This window comes from Salegentibacter sp. (genome assembly GCF_041642575.1).
Taxonomy (GTDB): domain Bacteria; phylum Bacteroidota; class Bacteroidia; order Flavobacteriales; family Flavobacteriaceae; genus Salegentibacter.
In genome coordinates, this window is record NZ_JBEPWD010000053.1 from 1 (window position 1) to 15,472 (window position 15,472).

Genomic DNA, 15,472 nt, shown 5'->3' on the forward strand with positions numbered 1-15,472 from the left:
GATCTTTTTCCGAAAGCTCCTAAAACTATAGGTGCCTTATAATTTTTTCCGGAGGCTGTTTCAATTTCGAATTCCTTATCATTTTCAATCTTCACCTCAATTACTTCTTCAAATAAGACTTCAGCACCACTTTTTTTCGCCTTCTTCCAAAGGAAATTATCCATATTATACCTGCTTACACCCAAACCACCCAAAGGTAGGTTTGCTTTAATGCTGTTTCCTTTTCTGGTGCTATAAAAAAGTTCATTGATTTGGGGAGGATTCAGCTCCAAAAGGTCAATTTCCAGGGATTCTAAATAAGGGAGAATTTCTCTTGAAATATATTCACCGCAAACCTTGTGTTTTGGATATACCTCTTTTTCAAATACCTTCACTGGAACTCCTTTTCTGGAAAGGTGAATAGCAGCGGTAAGCCCTGCAAGTCCGCCTCCAATCACTATTACTTCGGGATGCTCCATGATTTGAATATACTTAAAACAAAAATAAAATCCCGGCCAGTAGCCGGGATTTAAGATAAAATTATAGTATGATAAGGCCTAATTCTGATCTTCTTCAGCGGCAGCCTTTCTTTTGGCTTCTTCTTTTAATTCTTCATTAGCTACAATGGCCAGCTCTACCCTACGGTTTTTAGCCCGACCATCTGCAGTACTGTTATCATATTTAGGCTGTAGTTCCCCATACCATTTGGTATCAAATCTTTCTCTGGCAAGACCTTCTCCCAATAAATAATTTGTAACGGCCTGGGCTCTGTTTTTTGAAAGGGTAAGATTATAACTTTCACTTCCGGTATTATCAGTATGCCCTTCCACAAGAATGTTGGAATCTGGGTATTCTTTAAAGATATCGGCTAACTTATTCAGAGTTTCCTTGGATCTTGAGTTGATATTATATTTTTCTGTATCAAAATAAACCCCACTGGATTCATCAAAAGTCACATTAATACCTTCTCCTACTCGTTCAACTTCAGCACCAGGAACTTCTTCTTCAATCCTTTGAGCCTGTTTATCCATTCGGTCTCCAATAATGGCACCGGCAGTTCCACCTACTACTCCACCAATTATGGCTCCAAGTGCAGTGTTTCCATCTCCGGTGTTATTCCCTACTACACCGCCAATTACGGCACCACCGGTTGACCCGATTACAGCACCTTTTTGTTTATTGCTAGCATTCTTTGTTGCTTCACAGCCAAACAACATTGTTGCGGCAAAGAGTAAAGCAAATATTCTATTAAATTGCATCTTCATATCTGTATTATTTAAATTAATTTTTAGAAAAGTTCATTCGAATCACAAACGGAGATCCATCCAGACTAACTGTTTGTTCCCAAACCATTTGCGTATCACTTAAAGATCTTAGATTCAACCTGAAACCTTGATCTCCCGTTGTAGATTTGTAATTCTCATCGGTTGGTTTAAGTAGGAAGTCATATATACCTTCCGGGGTATTTTCTTCGTCTATAGACCACATAAAATTGCGTTCTCCGCCATCACAGTTAATTCCCTGAACTCTATAAGTTCCGTGGTTATTGTTAGATACGAAATCCCAGGTACTTCCTTCAAAGCATTCGGCAGAGGCATCGTTCAATAAAGTTACATTAAACTCACCCGAACTATTAGGATAAGTTACGCTGGTTAATGTCCAGTCTCCATTAAAGGTTTTTCTGGCTTCTCTTGCGGTTTTACTTGGCCCACATGCGGTAACCAGCAATAAGGTGATAGATACTAGGACTAATAGTTTTTTCATGGTTTTGGTATTATATTAAATATAAAACCCAATGTAAGCTCTGGACTAGACCAAAAAAACACATTGGATTCAAGATTATAGTAGGTTAAATTATCTTCGGAATAAACGACTGATTAATGATATAACCAGAAGTACGATAAATATGTAAAAAATGATCTTGGCAATATCAGCGAAACCTTCTGCAATGCCTCCAAAGCCAAAAATAGCGGCCACTAAAGCAATGATTAAAAAAATAATGATTAAACGTACCATAATATTAGATTTATTGATTAGTTGTGAACTAAATTACAGTAGCAACCCAAGGTCAACAAAAGATTATTACTTATTTAACAATAGGTCCGTTAAGGTTTCTTAATAATGAGGAGAAACTGTTTAATTAATGCTAATATTCAATTAATTCTATAAGCTTGTTTCTAAATCTTTCCTTTGGAAGGAACTGTGATTCAAGTTGAGAAGCGAAGGGAACTGGGGTTTCCAGGCTCCCAACTCTGAACACCGGGGCGTCCAGGTATTCAAAACATTCTTCCTGAATTAAAGATGCTATCTCTGAGGCCACGCTACCAAATAAAGTGTCCTCGGTAAGTACCATGGCTTTACCTGTTTTTTTAACCGATTCAATAATAGCATCCTTATCCAGTGGTTGCAGACTTCTGAGATCAAGAAGATCAGCTTCGGAATAATTTAATTCATCCAAAATTTCCATTGCCCAGTGAACTCCTGCCCCATAGGTGATAATACTGATCTTTTCCCCTTCCCGAAGTAGAGAAGCTTTTCCGAAAGGCAAAGTATAGTAATCCGTAGGTACTTCCTGACGGATACTCCTATATAATGCCTTATGCTCGAAGAAAAGAACCGGGTTAGGGTCATTAAACGCAGTATTTAAAAGGCCTTTGGCATCATAAGGAAAAGCCGGATAGATTACTTTCAAGCCCGGTGTTTTGAGAAACCAGGCTTCATTGGTCTGGCTATGGAAGGGGCCCGCCCCTACTCCTGCTCCACAAGGCATTCTTATAACTACATCGGCATTTTGGTTCCAACGGTAATTGGTCTTCGCCAAATAGTTTACAATAGGATTAAAGCCGGAGCTTACAAAGTCGCCAAATTGCATTTCAACCATCGCCTTCATCCCGTTTATAGATAACCCCATTCCAGCACCAACCACAGCCGATTCACATATTGGTGTATTTCTTACTCTTTCGCTACCGAATTCAGAAAACAGGCCATCGGTGATCTTAAAAACTCCTCCATAATCGGCGATATCCTGACCCATTAAAACAAGGTCATTATGTTTTTCCATAGATTGTCTTACGCTCTCTGCAATTGCATCGATGAACCTTATTTCTTTTGTTTCTGATTTTGGTGCAACTTCTTCATAATCAAAATCTTTATAGACGTCATTTAATTCCCTTGTTTCATCAGCGGTAACCATGTCTTCTGAATAAGCCAGCTTCAGGTTGTCATTGATTTCGGCTTTAATCTCTGTTCTTAAAGCATTATCGGCCTCTTCATTTAGAATTCCCTCTCCCGTAAGATAATTTTTATAATTTACTAAAGGATCTTTTTCTGACCATTGCTGCATTAGCTCTTCCGGCACATATTTAGTTCCACTGGCCTCCTCATGCCCACGCATTCTAAAGGTTTTAAATTCAAGTAAAACCGGTCTGGGATTTTCACGTACACTTTTTGCAATTGCAGTAACGCGCTTATAAACTTCCGTGATATTATTTCCGTCTATAATATGAGACTCCATTCCATAACCTAAAGCACGATCTGCAATATCTTTACATCTATATTGCTCATTGGTAGGGGTAGAAAGGCCGTAGCCGTTATTTTCCACACAAAACAGCACAGGCAAGTCCCAAACCGAAGCGATATTTAGAGCTTCATGAAAATCTCCTTCACTGGTTCCTCCTTCCCCTGTGAAGACTGCAGTAAGTTTTTTCTCATTTCTTAATTTGTAGGCAAGTGCAATCCCATCTGCAACCCCTAGTTGCGGCCCTAAATGGGAAATCATTCCAACTATTTTGAATTCCTGAGTTCCAAAATGAAAACTTCGGTCACGACCTTTTGTGAAACCGTTCATTTTCCCCTGCCATTGAGAAAAAAGTCTATACAAAGGGATATCTCTTCCGGTAAAAACGCCAAGGTTCCTGTGCATGGGAAGTATATATTCATCTTTATGCAAAGCTTTGGTCACTCCAACGGAAATAGCTTCCTGCCCTATCCCACTAAACCATTTAGAGATCTTTCCCTGGCGCAATAAAATGAGCATTTTTTCTTCTATAAGCCTGGGCTTGAGCATCAGGCGATATAATTCGAATAATTCTGAATTGGAGAGCCCTTCATTGTTATAGGCTATTTTGGAAACTGTAGAGGTTTCTGTGGTCATGATCTGAGGATTTCTACTTCAAATGTAAATAAAATTCCTGCGCATTTATAATGCTAAGAAAAATATAAACGCTCGGCTTTTCCTTTAATTTTATTTAAATTCGCATGTTAACCTTATTTTAAAAATACCCAACAATGGCAATGAATAATATACCCAGCGTAAACCTGGCTGATTTCCTTTCGGACGATCCTAAGCGGAAACAAAAATTTGTTGATGAAATAGGCAAAGCCTATGAAGAAATTGGTTTTGTTGCTCTAAAAAATCATTTTTTAAGCGACGAGTTGGTAGAGGAACTTTATAAGGAAGTTAAGGCATTTTTTAACCTTCCCCTTGAAATAAAAAAGAAATACGAAATCGAAGGTCTTGCGGGACAAAGAGGTTATATTTCCTTCGGAAAGGAACATGCTAAAGGAAAAAAAGAAGGAGACCTTAAAGAATTCTGGCATTTTGGTCAGGAGCCTGCTGAAGATTCCAATTTAATAGAAGAATATCCTGAAAATGTACAGGTTGAAGAATTAAAGGATTTTAATCATGTAGGTATGGAAGCCTACCGCATGCTTGAGAAAACAGGAATTTATGTGCTGCGTGCTCTGGCACTTTATATAGGTCTTGATGAACATTATTTTGATCATTGGGCCAGTAATGGAAACAGTATTTTAAGACCAATACACTACCCTCCTATTAACGAAGAACCTAAAGGAGCTGTAAGAGCAGGAGCTCATGGCGATATTAATCTTATAACGCTCTTGATGGGCGCCTCAACCGGAGGACTTCAAGTATTAAGAAAAGACGGGGAATGGATAGATGCTATTCCACAGGAAGATGAATTGGTTATTAATGTAGGAGATATGTTGGAGCGTCTTACCAACAATAAACTCCGTTCTACCATTCACAGGGTGGTTAATCCTCCCAAGGAGGAATGGGACAAACCGCGATACTCCATACCGTTTTTCATGCATCCGCGAAGTGAAATGCCGCTAAATTGTCTTGAAGAATGTATAGACGAAGATCACCCAAAACAATATGAAGACATCACCGCTGGAGAGTTTTTGCACCAACGACTTGTGGAAATAGGTCTCGCTAAAAAATAAAGTTATGGCAAAGAAAAAGATGGGACTCGAAGATCTGGGAGGTTTCGTTTTTTCAACCAACGATAATTTTACTGAAGACGAATATCAACAGGAGGAAAATACTGAAATTTTAAAGCCTGGAGAACAACGTCTCGAAGCCCATTTCAGCAATAAAGGTCGTGGCGGAAAAACCGTGACTATTATAAAAGGTTTTGAAGGTCCCGAGGAAGATTTAATAAAACTTGGAAAAAAACTAAAAAAAAGCTGTGGTGTGGGCGGCTCGGTTAAGGATGGAGAGATCATCATCCAGGGAGATGACCGTGAGAAGATTATGAAATTGCTTCAAAAGGACGGATATAAGGTCAAAAGGGTTGGTGGTTAAGTCCACTACCCTTTTTTTAATTAGCAGCTATGGAAGGTACCGCTTTGCATATCACCAATGGTGACGGACTTACTGAAAAAATGTTGAGTCTTAATTTACCTGGACAGGTAATTGTCTGGCGTGAAATGTTATGTGAGGGACCAACCGTGCAGGAAGTTGGCAGCCGGGAATTTATTAAGCAACGAAAAAAATTTCTGAAACAAACCTATGCTATTTCTTCGGAAGATTATGAAGAGAAATTTCTTTCGCAATTAAAACTTCTCAGGGCAGCTAAGAATTATGATTACATAGTCCTTTGGTTTGAATTTGATCTTTTTTGTCATATTAATATGCTTGCTGCCATTAGTTATTACCTTGATCATAAAGAAAATAAGCCTTTTTTTCTGGTATGCAGTAAAAAACTAAAGGGAGAGGATGAGCTAAAACCGCTTTCCAATCTCACACAAAAACAACTGCTTAAACATTACGAAAAAAGGATCCCTCTAAATTCGGAGGATATCGAAATTGCACAACTAATATGGGAGCTGTATTGTGGGAATGATCCTATGAAGCTTAAACAACAAATAAAGACCAACTCTAATTTTGAGTATCTGTCCAGTTGCATCAGAGCACATATTGAACGTTTCCCTAACTCAAGCTCAGGATTGAATAGCCTGGAGCAAAACGTATTAGAACTGATTACCAAAAACAATATCACTTCAGAGAATCAATTGCTTGGTTATGCGCTTCAATATCAGGGGTATTATGGTTACGGCGATCTTCAGATGCAGCGTTTAATAAATAAGCTGAGAGATTTTTTTCAGCTTAAAGATGAAAAGATCGTGCTTACAGAAAAGGGTGAATTAGCCCTTGACAAGAAAAAGAATTTCTACAGCGAACTAAAAAATGAAGATTATTTTGGTGGAGCCAGGATGTATGATTATTTATACGATTCTGATTCCCACCGTTTATTAAAATTATAGAATGAAAATAAAAGCCTCAGAATTAATATTAAATAAAAACGGTAGTATTTATCACCTAAACCTGCTTCCGGAACAAATAGCCGAAACAATTATTACTGTTGGAGATCCAAACCGTGTTGAAAGAGTTTCACGACACTTCGAAAAGATAGAGCATAAAATTGAAAAAAGAGAGTTTCACACTCAGACGGGTTATTATAAAGGGAAACGTTTAAGTATCGTTTCAACGGGAATTGGACCGGATAATATTGATATTGTCTTTAATGAACTCGATGCCCTTGCCAATATCGATTTTAAAACACGTAGCCCAAAGGAAAGATTAACCAAACTCAATTTAATTAGAATAGGCACTTCTGGGTCAATTCAGTCTGAAATACCTGTGGATTCTTTTCTTATAAGTGAAAATTCAATTGGTTTTGATGGAGTCCTGCACTTTTATAAAAGTGAAAACATCCAGGACCATGATTATGCCAGGGCATTTATGGAGCACCTTAACTGGTTTGAAAAGAAGGCCAGTCCTTATGTGGTGCCCGGAGATCAGGAATTAGTAGCAAAACTCTCTTCGCCTGGAGTTTTTAAGGGTACGACGGCTACAAACATCGGGTTTTACGGTCCGCAGGGAAGAGTTCTTAGACTTGCGCTTCAGGATGATTCTATGAATGATAAGATTGCGTCATTCTCTTATAAAGACTCCAAAATTACCAACATGGAAATGGAAACGTCTACTATGTACGGCCTGGCCAAATTACTGGGACATCGGTCACTTTCCATGAATGCCATTATTGCCAACCGGGCTAATGGAACGTTCTCAAAAGATCCAAAAAAAGTGGTAGATGAGCTGATAGTTTACACCCTGGATAAGCTTGTTGAATAAGCTTATTTAACAGAACATTAGAAACAGCACCAGAGCCTTATTTGTAATTTTAGATAAATAATTAACCTATGCTAGATACTTCTGAAGACCTCCCATTAATTCACCGGGACCTTAACTGGCTGAGTTTTAATGAGAGAGTATTACAGGAAGCCGAAGATAAGATTAATCCGCTTTATGAACGTATTCGTTTTTTAGCAATATTTTCTTCAAATCTGGATGAATATTTTCGGGTTAGAGTATCTCAATTAAGACAAATAAAAAGAGTAGAAAAAAGTATACGTAAAAAACTCGACCTCAAACCCAGCAAGATCACCAAACAGATCATTGAAGAAGTTAAAAAACAGCAGGATAAATTTGGAAATATCTATTATAAACAAATCATTCCGGAACTTGCAGAACACGGCATCAATATAATTGATTTTCATCACTTTAATGAGCCTCAGAAGAAATTCATTTCTGAATATTTTAAGCAAAATATTGAAACACATCTCACTCCAAGACTTATTGATCTAAAAAAAGAGAATGAACTTTTTCTAGAGAATTCAGTCCTGTATTTTATAGTGACGTTTATAGATAAAAATGAACTTGGAGTTGTAAATCTACCGGTAGAAATTTGCGGAAGGTTCATTAATCTTGAAAATGTAGGGGAAGCTGTTTATCTCACGTATTTAGATGAAGTACTTAGAAGTGAACTGGCTTATGTATTTCCAGGGAAGGAAATTACGGGTATTTATGAGGTAAAACTCTCCCGTGATGCCGAACTTTATATTGAAGATAAATACACAGGAGAATTGGCCGAAAAGATCTACGAATCCCTTGCCCAGCGAACCGACGGGCAACCAACCCGCCTATTGTACGACTCCGAAATGCCTTATGAAGTTCAGAAAAAAGTAAGGAAATTGCTCGGCCTGGGAAAAATAGATATGATGCCCGGCGGCCGATATCACAATTTTAAAGATTTCTTTTCATTTCCCGATCCTACTAATAATCCGGACCTCCATTATGAAAAGTTGTCCCCAATAAAACATAAGGTACTGGAGATTAGCAAAGATTATTTTAAAACCATAACAGAAAAAGATCAATCTGTTCATTTTCCTTATATGTCTTTTAAATATGTGGAAAATTTCCTGGAGCAGGCAGTTTCTGATAAGAATGTTACCGATATCAAGATCTCCCTCTACCGGGTTGCCGACGAATCAAAGCTAACAACTTGTTTACTACAGGCTCTGGAAAACGGGAAAAAGGTTACCGTTTTCGTTGAAGCAAAAGCCCGTTTTGATGAAGAAAACAATATCATATGGGGTAGAAAATTTGAAGAAAAAGGTGCTAATGTAATTTATAGTTATCCCAGAATAAAGGTTCATTCAAAGGTCATGTTGGTTTCCCGTCTTGAAAATGGAGGTACAACCAATTACGCCTATATCGGTACCGGGAATTTTAATAGTGAGACTTCAAAGATCTACTGTGACCATGCCATTTTTACCGCAAATAAGAACATCACAAAAGAACTATCAAGACTTTTTAAAGTTCTTGAAGGCGATTTGATAATTCCCCGGGAAAAGAATTTACTTATCTCCCCCTTTTCCACGAGGCAACATTTTAGTAAACTCATTTATAATGAAATAGAGAATTCCAGGGAAGGAAAAAAGGCTAAAATTACCGCAAAAATGAATAGCCTTGAAGATCCGGAATTAATCGAATTGCTTTATAAAGCCAGTCAGGCTGGAGTGGAAATCCGGCTTTTGGTGAGAGGTTTCACCTGTCTTATTCCCGGAGTTAAAGGTCTTAGTGAGAATATTTACATAACAAGTATTGTAGATCGCTTCCTGGAACATGGACGGATCTATGTTTTTGAAAATTCCGGTGATGAATTGATCTTCTTCGGAAGTGCCGACTGGATGACCCGTAATCTGGATAGGCGCATTGAGGTTCTTGCGCCAATTTTTGACAAAGATATAGCTCGGGAGTTTAAAGAGATCCTTGAAATTCAACTTAATGATAATGTAAAGGCACGAATTCAGGATGAAGAAGAAAGCAATACATATATAAAAGCTAAAAAGGGTGAAAAAGAAATAAGATCACAATACGAAATCTATAATTACCTCAAGAAAAAGCACAAAATATGAAAACCATAAAAGTTGGCGGCGTTCCCGAACATTTTAATTTTCCCTGGCATGTATGCATAGAGGAAGAAAAATTTCGCGATAAAGGAATAAATGTGATCTGGAAGGATTTTCCCGGAGGTACAGGTGCTATGAATAATGCATTACGTTCCGGAGAAATTGATGTGGCCGTTATTCTTACGGAAGGGATCATTAAAGATATTATAGCAGGCAATCAAAGCAGGATTTTACAAACTTATATTGGTTCTCCCCTTATTTGGGGTATTCACGTTGCTGCGGGATCTGAATATAATTCTATTGGAGAACTTAAGGGAACCAAAGCCGCAATAAGCCGTTATGGAAGTGGTTCTCATTTAATGGCATTTGTAAATGCTGAAAGGCATAAATGGGATATTAAAAAAGACCTTCATTTTGAGGTAGTGAATGATATTGATGGAGCCGTTAAGGCACTGAAAGAAAACAAAGCCCAGTATTTCATGTGGGAACATTTTACCACAAAACCCTTGGTTGATAATCGTACCTTTCGTCTGGTAGCCGATTGCCCTACGCCCTGGCCATGTTTTGTGATCGCCGCCAGTGAACATGCTTTAAAGTACAATCCGGAAAGACTTAAAACTATGCTTGAAGTTTTAAACGAAGAAACTTTTTACTTTAAGACCAAACCTGATCTTGTAAATATTCTTTCCGATAGATACAACCAAAAACCGGAGGATATCAAAAAGTGGCTGGATGTTACTACCTGGAGCCAGGAACAAATAAGCGAGGCCGATGTAGAATCAGCTCAGAATAAACTCCTGGAACTTGAACTTATCCCGAAGAAATTAAAATACCCTCAACTGGTTTCAGATTTATAGCTGCTACCAATCAATAGGTTTTTTTCCGTTTTCCCTGAGATATTCATTGGTTTTGCTGAAGTGTTTATTTCCAAACCAGTAACCACGGTTAGCGCTTAATGGGGAAGGATGTCCACTGGTTAAGACCAGATGTTTAGACTGGTCTATTAGTTTAACTTTCTTTTGAGCGTAACCACCCCACAGCAAAAAAACAACATTTTCTTTTTTTTCTGAAATAACGCTGATAACACTATCTGTAAACTTTTCCCAACCTTTTTTCTGATGAGATCCTGTTATTTTAGCTCGCACGCTTAGGGTTGCATTTAACAGTAAAACGCCCTGATCTGCCCAGCGTTCCAGGTTTCCGGAGAAAGGAACAGGTTTATTCACATCGTCCTCAATTTCCCTGAAAATATTTTTAAGTGAGGGTGGAAAATTCACTCCATCATTAACCGAAAAACAGAGACCGTGCGCTTGCCCGGGATTTGGATAAGGATCCTGTCCCAAAATAACCACTTTTGTATCTTCGAAGGTAGAATGCCGGAACGCATTAAAGATTAAATCCTGCGGAGGGAAACAAGTGTTTTCTTGATATTCCTGGGTGACGAATTGGAGTAAATTTTGAAAATATTCTTTCTGAATTTCTTCTTGTAATTCCTTTTTCCAGTCGGGTGGTAAGTCTGGCTTCATTTTAATTAAGTAAATTTGCAGCACCTCAAAAGTAGGGAAATTATTCTATGATTAAAATTGCACCTAAAAGCCTTATTGACCTTGAATTTCCGGTGGTTTGCAACCAGATTTCGGAACTGTGTATCACAGGATTGGGAAAGGAAAAAGCCCTGAAAATTCAGCCTTTTCCTTCTTACTCCAAAACTATTTTTGGCCTTAACCAAACCAACGAATATTTAAGTTCCAAAACGCGGGAAAGTCGTATTCCGAATCATGGTTTCGATGCTGTGAATAAAGAACTAAGAATGCTGGAGATCGAAGAGGCTATCCTGGAAGTTGGAAGCTTCAGAAAAATCGCCTGCCTTTCTGAAACTGTGAATACTCAGCTTAAGTTTTTCAAAAAGTTTCAGGAATATTATCCCAGTCTTTACCAAACCACTTCAGAAGTTGAATATACCACTGAAATTATCGATAAAATTGGCAAGGTGATCGATAAGTTTGGCGAGGTGAAAGATGATGCCTCTCCCCTTTTGCAATCGGTTAGAAGATCTATTAATTCAGTAAAAGGTCAAATCAATTCGAGCTTTGCCAAAGCGCTTTCCACTTATCACTCCTACGGCTATCTTGATGAAATTCGGGAAAGCGTAGTGGAAAATGTACGGGTGCTGGCTGTAAGTGCCATGCATCGCCGCAAAGTGAAAGGTGGAATTCTGGGAAACTCCAAGACCGGTAGTATAGTTTATATTCAACCCGAAGCAACCTACCAGTTCACCCGCGAACTCAATAACCTGGAGTACGAAGAAAAAGAAGAGATAAAGCGAATTCTTAAGGAATTAACCGAATTCATAAGGCCGTACAAAACATTGCTACAGGAATATCAGGAGCTTCTAAGCGAGATAGACCTCATTGCTGCAAAATCGAAATATGCCGAAAATATAAACGGGGTATTACCTAAAATATCCAAGGAAAGAGAACTTCAGTTAAAAGATGCCTATCACCCACTTCTCTATTTGAGCAATAAAAAGAAGGGAGATAAAACCTATCCCCAAAGCATTGAACTTGCCAGAGATAATCGAATTATAGTTATTTCGGGACCAAATGCGGGTGGAAAAAGTATAACCCTAAAAACCGTTGGACTGCTTCAGCTTATGATTCAAAGTGGGATTCTTATTCCGGTACATGAATACAGTCGGGTTTGCTTGTTTGATAAGATCTTAACCGATATTGGGGATAATCAATCTATAGAAAACCACCTGAGCACCTATAGTTACCGGCTTAAGAACATGAATTATTTTCTTCGGAAATGCGATGACAAAACGCTGTTCCTCATCGATGAATTTGGTACTGGTAGTGATCCGGAGCTAGGCGGTGCCCTGGCAGAAACTTTTCTCGAGGTTTTTTATGAAAAGGAATCCTTCGGAATTCTAACTACGCACTATGCTAATTTGAAAAAACTGGCCAATGAACTGCCGGATATGAGTAACGCGAATATGTTATTCGATTCCCAGAGCCTTGAGCCTATTTATAAGTTACAGGTGGGAGAAGCAGGAAGTTCATTTACTTTCGAGGTTGCTCAGAAAAACGGCATTCCTTACAGCCTTATTAATCGTTCCCGGAAGAAAGTGGAGAAAGGAAAGATAAGGTTTGACAGGAGTATAGCAAAGCTTCAAAAGGAACGATCAAAACTTCAGAAAACAACAGATTCCCTTAAAACAAAGGAACAAAAGGCAGCTAAAGAAAAAGACAAGTTAGAGGAAACCAATACCAGGATTCAGCAGAAACTGGAGAGTTACCAGGAACTTTATGATAGCAATCAACGCTTAATCTATATTGGACAGAAAATTAACGACATTAGCGAAAAGTATTTTCAGAATAAAAAGAAAAAAGATCTTATAGCAGAATTTCTGAAATTTGTGGAGATAGAAAATTCCAAGCGTACAAAAGAAACCAAAAAGCAACAGCAGGCCAAAAAGGCTAAAGAGAAAAAAGTTCAGGAGGAAGTCAAGAAAAAAGTTGAAGTAATTCGGCAGAAGAAGAAAGAGGAAAAATCCAAAATGACAGAAGCTGAACGAAAAGCCGCTGAAAAACCTAAGATCACCCCAAAATTAGGAGACCGGGTTAGATTAGAAGACAGTAAATCGGTTGGGACATTAGATAAAATTGAAAAAGGAAAAGCCACTGTTAATTACGGGATGTTCACAACCCAGGTAGACCTGGAGAAACTGGAATTGGTGCAGGCAATGAAGAAAAAATAATTATGGAAATACCAAAGGATAAAAAGATCGTGCTTTTTGATGGGGTTTGTAACCTGTGCAATGGCGCCGTAACCTATATTATAAAACACGATAAAAAAGATGTTTTCAGGTTCGCTTCTCTTCAAAGTGAGCTTGGCAGGCAGTTGGTTTCAGAAAGAGGGATGGACCCCGATGATCTGGATACTATTGTTTTAATTGAACCCGGAGTCGCCTATTACAGGAAATCTACCGCAGCCCTGGAAATTTCCAAAGACTTATCTGGTGGGGCTTCTTTGCTTCAATATTTCTGGTTTATCCCGGAAAGCCTTAGGGATGGAATCTATAACCTGGTTGCCAATAACCGCTATAAGTGGTATGGCAAAAAGGAAAGTTGTATGATCCCAACCCCCGAATTAAAAGCTAAATTTCTTGATTAAGCTTTTTCTTCCGCAGGGATATTCTCAGGATGGTAGTTATCATCCCATTCCTTCACGTTTGGCGGTCCCATTTTATCCACAGATTTTGCCACCATTAAAGAAACTGCTGCATCTCCGGTAACGTTCACCACAGTTCTGCACATATCCAACGGCCTGTCTACTGCGAAAATAAGCGCAAGACCTGCTTCAGGAATCCCTGCCTGGGCCAATACAATAACCAGCATTACCATTCCCGCTCCAGGAACAGCAGCCGATCCGATTGAGGCCAGCGTGGCTGTAGCAATAATTCCGAGTTGCGCACCTATACTAAGGTCCATTCCAAAAGCCTGGGCGATGAAAACTGCTGCAATCGCCTGATAAAGGCTGGTTCCATCCATGTTGATAGTTGCGCCAATAGGAAGAACAAAGCTCGTTACCTCCTGGTGCACTCCCATATGTTCTTCTACTCTTTCCATAGTAACTGGCAAGGTAGCTGCGCTGGAACTGGTTGAAAAGGCCAGCAATTGTGCGGGAGCTATACCATTCATAAAGAATGAAGGTGTATTTTTTGTAAATATCCAAACCAAAAGAATGTAAACGCCAACCATTAAAGTAAGACCAATCAATACAGTAATTCCATACATTGCAAGGGCCGCAAAAAGATCGGCGCTTGGTGACTCTACTACCAAGGCGGCAAGAAGGGCGAAAACACCATAGGGTGCTGCAAGCATTATGAGGTCGATCATCTTCAGAATAACCTCGTTAAAACCGTCAAAGAAATCTTTAACCGGTTTTGCAGTTTTTTCAGGAATAAGAATTAGTCCTATTCCGAAAAATATTGCGAAGAAAATTACTTGTAGCATATTGGCATTATCACCGGCTGCTGCAAAAATGTTTTCAGGAACCAGGTCTTCGAGAGCCTGCAGTGGCCCCGCTTCTCTTTGTTTTTCAGCATCGGCGATCTTACCGGAAGCATCTGCTTCATAACTCGTAATAAGATCTCGTTGTGTTTCCTCCGTAATCGCATTTCCAGGTTTGATTAAATTCACCATGGTAAGACCAATAACTACAGCGATAAGGGTGGTGCCTATATAAATTCCAATAGTCTTTGTCCCCATTTTGGAGAGCTTGGAGATGTCTTTGAGATCTGAAATTCCTTTGATAAGGGAACCCAAAATAAGCGGCACTGCAATGAGCTTAAGGGCATTGATGAAAATTGTTCCGAAAGGTTTGATCCAGTCGCTTACAAATTCTGATCCCCAGCTGAAATTGGTAAGGATGAGCGCGAAAACGACCCCGGCTGCCATTCCTAATAAAATCTGCCAGTGCAGTGCAAGTTTCTTCATAATTTTTCTATTTCAAATTTGGGTTATAGTTTAGATATTTTATTCTGAAGCCAGAAGTCTGCAATAACAAGGGCTGCCATAGCTTCTACGATAGGTACAGCCCTGGGAACAACACAAGGATCGTGACGGCCTTTCCCCTGCATTTCAACAGTTTCGCCATCAGCATTTATAGTTTCCTGGTTTTGCATAATCGTTGCCACGGGCTTAAAGGCAACATTAAAGTAAATATCCATTCCATTGGAGATCCCTCCTTGCACACCTCCGCTTAAATTGGTCTTGGTAGAACCATCAGAATTAAAGATATCGTTATGTTCACTCCCCTTCATTTTGGTACCTTCAAAGCCACTGCCATACTCAAATCCTTTCACGGCATTAATAGATAACATGGCTTTTCCCAATTCGGCATGAAGTTTATCGAACACAGGTTCCCCAAG

The 15,472-nt window shown here is 38.9% G+C and carries 16 protein-coding genes; 8 read left to right on the top strand and 8 right to left on the bottom strand.

Annotation, left to right across the window (positions count from 1 at the left end):
• The 5 genes from ACESK1_RS08955 to ACESK1_RS08975 all read right to left on the bottom strand — a co-directional run.
• Nucleotides 1-458 (bottom strand): NAD(P)/FAD-dependent oxidoreductase (locus tag ACESK1_RS08955; RefSeq protein ID WP_372919846.1); only part of this gene is annotated, 458 nt, incomplete at its 3' end.
• Nucleotides 459-536: 78 nt separating this feature from the next.
• Nucleotides 537-1,244 (bottom strand): OmpA family protein, encoded by a 708-nt coding sequence (locus ACESK1_RS08960; RefSeq protein WP_372919847.1) that lies wholly within the window; start codon nucleotides 1,242-1,244, stop codon nucleotides 537-539.
• 16 nt (nucleotides 1,245-1,260) lie between these two features.
• Nucleotides 1,261-1,743: a lipocalin family protein gene (locus ACESK1_RS08965; RefSeq protein WP_372919848.1), complete on the bottom strand. Its 483-nt coding sequence runs from the start codon at nucleotides 1,741-1,743 to the stop codon at nucleotides 1,261-1,263.
• A 90-nt stretch (nucleotides 1,744-1,833) separates the two neighbouring features.
• Complete coding sequence (locus tag ACESK1_RS08970; protein ID WP_372919849.1) at nucleotides 1,834-1,995, bottom strand: DUF1328 domain-containing protein; 162 nt, start codon at nucleotides 1,993-1,995, stop codon at nucleotides 1,834-1,836.
• A 130-nt stretch (nucleotides 1,996-2,125) separates the two neighbouring features.
• Complete coding sequence (locus ACESK1_RS08975) at nucleotides 2,126-4,132, bottom strand: thiamine pyrophosphate-dependent enzyme (protein WP_372919850.1); 2,007 nt, start codon at nucleotides 4,130-4,132, stop codon at nucleotides 2,126-2,128.
• A 140-nt stretch (nucleotides 4,133-4,272) separates the two neighbouring features.
• On the opposite strand from ACESK1_RS08975, the gene ACESK1_RS08980 reads away from it, so the two are divergent.
• From ACESK1_RS08980 to ACESK1_RS09005, 6 genes are all read left to right on the top strand, one after another.
• Nucleotides 4,273-5,223, top strand: coding sequence for an isopenicillin N synthase family dioxygenase (locus ACESK1_RS08980; protein WP_372919861.1), 951 nt, complete (start codon nucleotides 4,273-4,275; stop codon nucleotides 5,221-5,223).
• Between the two features lie 4 nt (nucleotides 5,224-5,227).
• Complete coding sequence (locus ACESK1_RS08985) at nucleotides 5,228-5,584, top strand: translation initiation factor (RefSeq protein WP_372919851.1); 357 nt, start codon at nucleotides 5,228-5,230, stop codon at nucleotides 5,582-5,584.
• 29 nt (nucleotides 5,585-5,613) lie between these two features.
• On the top strand, nucleotides 5,614-6,546 hold the full coding sequence (locus ACESK1_RS08990; RefSeq protein WP_372919852.1) for a DUF1835 domain-containing protein: 933 nt from the start codon (nucleotides 5,614-5,616) through the stop codon (nucleotides 6,544-6,546).
• Nucleotide 6,547: 1 nt separating this feature from the next.
• Complete coding sequence (locus ACESK1_RS08995; protein ID WP_372919853.1) at nucleotides 6,548-7,417, top strand: nucleoside phosphorylase; 870 nt, start codon at nucleotides 6,548-6,550, stop codon at nucleotides 7,415-7,417.
• A 68-nt stretch (nucleotides 7,418-7,485) separates the two neighbouring features.
• Nucleotides 7,486-9,543, top strand: a complete 2,058-nt coding sequence (gene ppk1, locus ACESK1_RS09000) for a polyphosphate kinase 1 (RefSeq protein ID WP_372919854.1) — start codon at nucleotides 7,486-7,488, stop codon at nucleotides 9,541-9,543.
• Nucleotides 9,540-10,394 (top strand): substrate-binding domain-containing protein, encoded by an 855-nt coding sequence (locus ACESK1_RS09005; protein ID WP_372919855.1) that lies wholly within the window; start codon nucleotides 9,540-9,542, stop codon nucleotides 10,392-10,394. Before ppk1 ends, ACESK1_RS09005 begins: the two co-directional genes overlap by 4 nt.
• Before the next feature lie 3 nt (nucleotides 10,395-10,397).
• On the opposite strand, the gene ACESK1_RS09010 is transcribed toward ACESK1_RS09005, so the two are convergent.
• Nucleotides 10,398-11,063, bottom strand: a complete 666-nt coding sequence (locus ACESK1_RS09010; protein ID WP_372919856.1) for a uracil-DNA glycosylase — start codon at nucleotides 11,061-11,063, stop codon at nucleotides 10,398-10,400.
• A 47-nt stretch (nucleotides 11,064-11,110) separates the two neighbouring features.
• Between ACESK1_RS09010 and ACESK1_RS09015 the strand changes: the two genes are divergently transcribed.
• Together ACESK1_RS09015 and ACESK1_RS09020 are read left to right on the top strand one after the other, a co-directional pair.
• Nucleotides 11,111-13,297, top strand: a complete 2,187-nt coding sequence (locus ACESK1_RS09015) for a DNA mismatch repair protein MutS (protein WP_372919857.1) — start codon at nucleotides 11,111-11,113, stop codon at nucleotides 13,295-13,297.
• Nucleotides 13,298-13,299: 2 nt separating this feature from the next.
• A complete protein-coding gene (locus tag ACESK1_RS09020; protein ID WP_372919858.1) occupies nucleotides 13,300-13,713 on the top strand; it encodes a thiol-disulfide oxidoreductase DCC family protein in 414 nt (137 codons plus the stop codon).
• On the opposite strand, the gene ACESK1_RS09025 is transcribed toward ACESK1_RS09020, so the two are convergent.
• Together ACESK1_RS09025 and ACESK1_RS09030 are read right to left on the bottom strand one after the other, a co-directional pair.
• Nucleotides 13,710-15,038, bottom strand: coding sequence for a dicarboxylate/amino acid:cation symporter (locus ACESK1_RS09025; RefSeq protein ID WP_372919859.1), 1,329 nt, complete (start codon nucleotides 15,036-15,038; stop codon nucleotides 13,710-13,712). The two genes, ACESK1_RS09020 and ACESK1_RS09025, sit on opposite strands and share 4 nt — an antisense overlap.
• 23 nt (nucleotides 15,039-15,061) lie before the next feature.
• Nucleotides 15,062-15,472, bottom strand: a 411-nt coding sequence (locus ACESK1_RS09030; protein WP_372919860.1) for a chorismate synthase, incomplete at its 5' end; no start/stop codon positions are given.